Source organism: Vibrio fujianensis (assembly GCF_002749895.1).
GTDB classification, from domain to species: domain Bacteria; phylum Pseudomonadota; class Gammaproteobacteria; order Enterobacterales; family Vibrionaceae; genus Vibrio; species Vibrio fujianensis.
This window is the reverse complement of the sequence record NZ_NBUS01000043.1, coordinates 416378-417317: the sequence shown is the minus strand read 5'-3', so window position 1 is coordinate 417317 and position 940 is coordinate 416378. Positions and strand designations below refer to the sequence as shown.

The 940-nt window shown below is 43.3% G+C and carries 1 protein-coding gene; it reads left to right on the top strand.

Features of this window, described 5'->3' with window-relative positions; all coding sequences use genetic code 11:
- Positions 1 to 940: BCCT family transporter (locus tag B7C60_RS19210; protein ID WP_245869392.1), on the top strand; the 940-nt coding region annotated here is incomplete at both ends.

Genomic DNA, 940 nt, shown 5'->3' with positions numbered 1-940 from the left:
TTGGTCAGGGAGCCGTTAACGGTTGGATAGCCAATACCATTGATGCGCTCAGTATTATTGCTGTTGCTGCAGGAACCATTGGTCCCATCGGATTTCTCGGATTACAGATTAGCTACGCTCTTAATGCGTTGTTTGGTATTCCTGATAGCTTTACCACACAAATTATCGTTATTTTATTCGCTATGGCACTGTATACCTTTTCAGCCTTAAGTGGCTTAAGTAAAGGCATTCAAATAATTAGCCGTTACAACATCATTCTCGCGGTTGGGTTAGTGTTATTTATTCTGATTGCAGGGCCAACCCATTTTATTATTGATGGTTACATGCAAGGCGTTGCTTCAATGATCGATAATTTTGTTCCGATGGCAATGTTTCGGGCTGATACCGACTGGCTAAGTTGGTGGACTGTATTTTTCTGGGGTTGGTTTATTGGATATGGGCCAATGATGGCCATTTTTATTGCTCGAATATCTCGCGGACGAACGTTACGTCAATTAATTCTGGCGATTAGTATTGCCGCTCCACTCATTACCTGCTTCTGGTTTAGTATTGTTGGCGGTAGTGGCTTGGCCTTTGAGTTAGCAACCCCTGGCGTGATCGCGCAAGGTTTTGAAGGATTTAATCTTCCTGGTGCCTTATTAGCAATCACCGCTCAGTTACCATTTCCTTTGTTGGTTTCTTTGTTATTTCTAGTATTAACAACAACCTTCATTGTCACCACTGGTGATTCCATGACCTATACCATTAGTGTCGTAATCAGTGGTGATACGAATCCTAATGCGGCCATTCGTGCTTTTTGGGGAATCGTCATGGGCGCGATGGCGATTGTGCTTATTTCTATGGGAGAGGGCGGTATTTCGGCATTACAGTCTTTTATTGTGATCACAGCGGTTCCCGCTTCACTTATTTTACTTCCTTGCTTATGGCAAGCCCCCAAAAT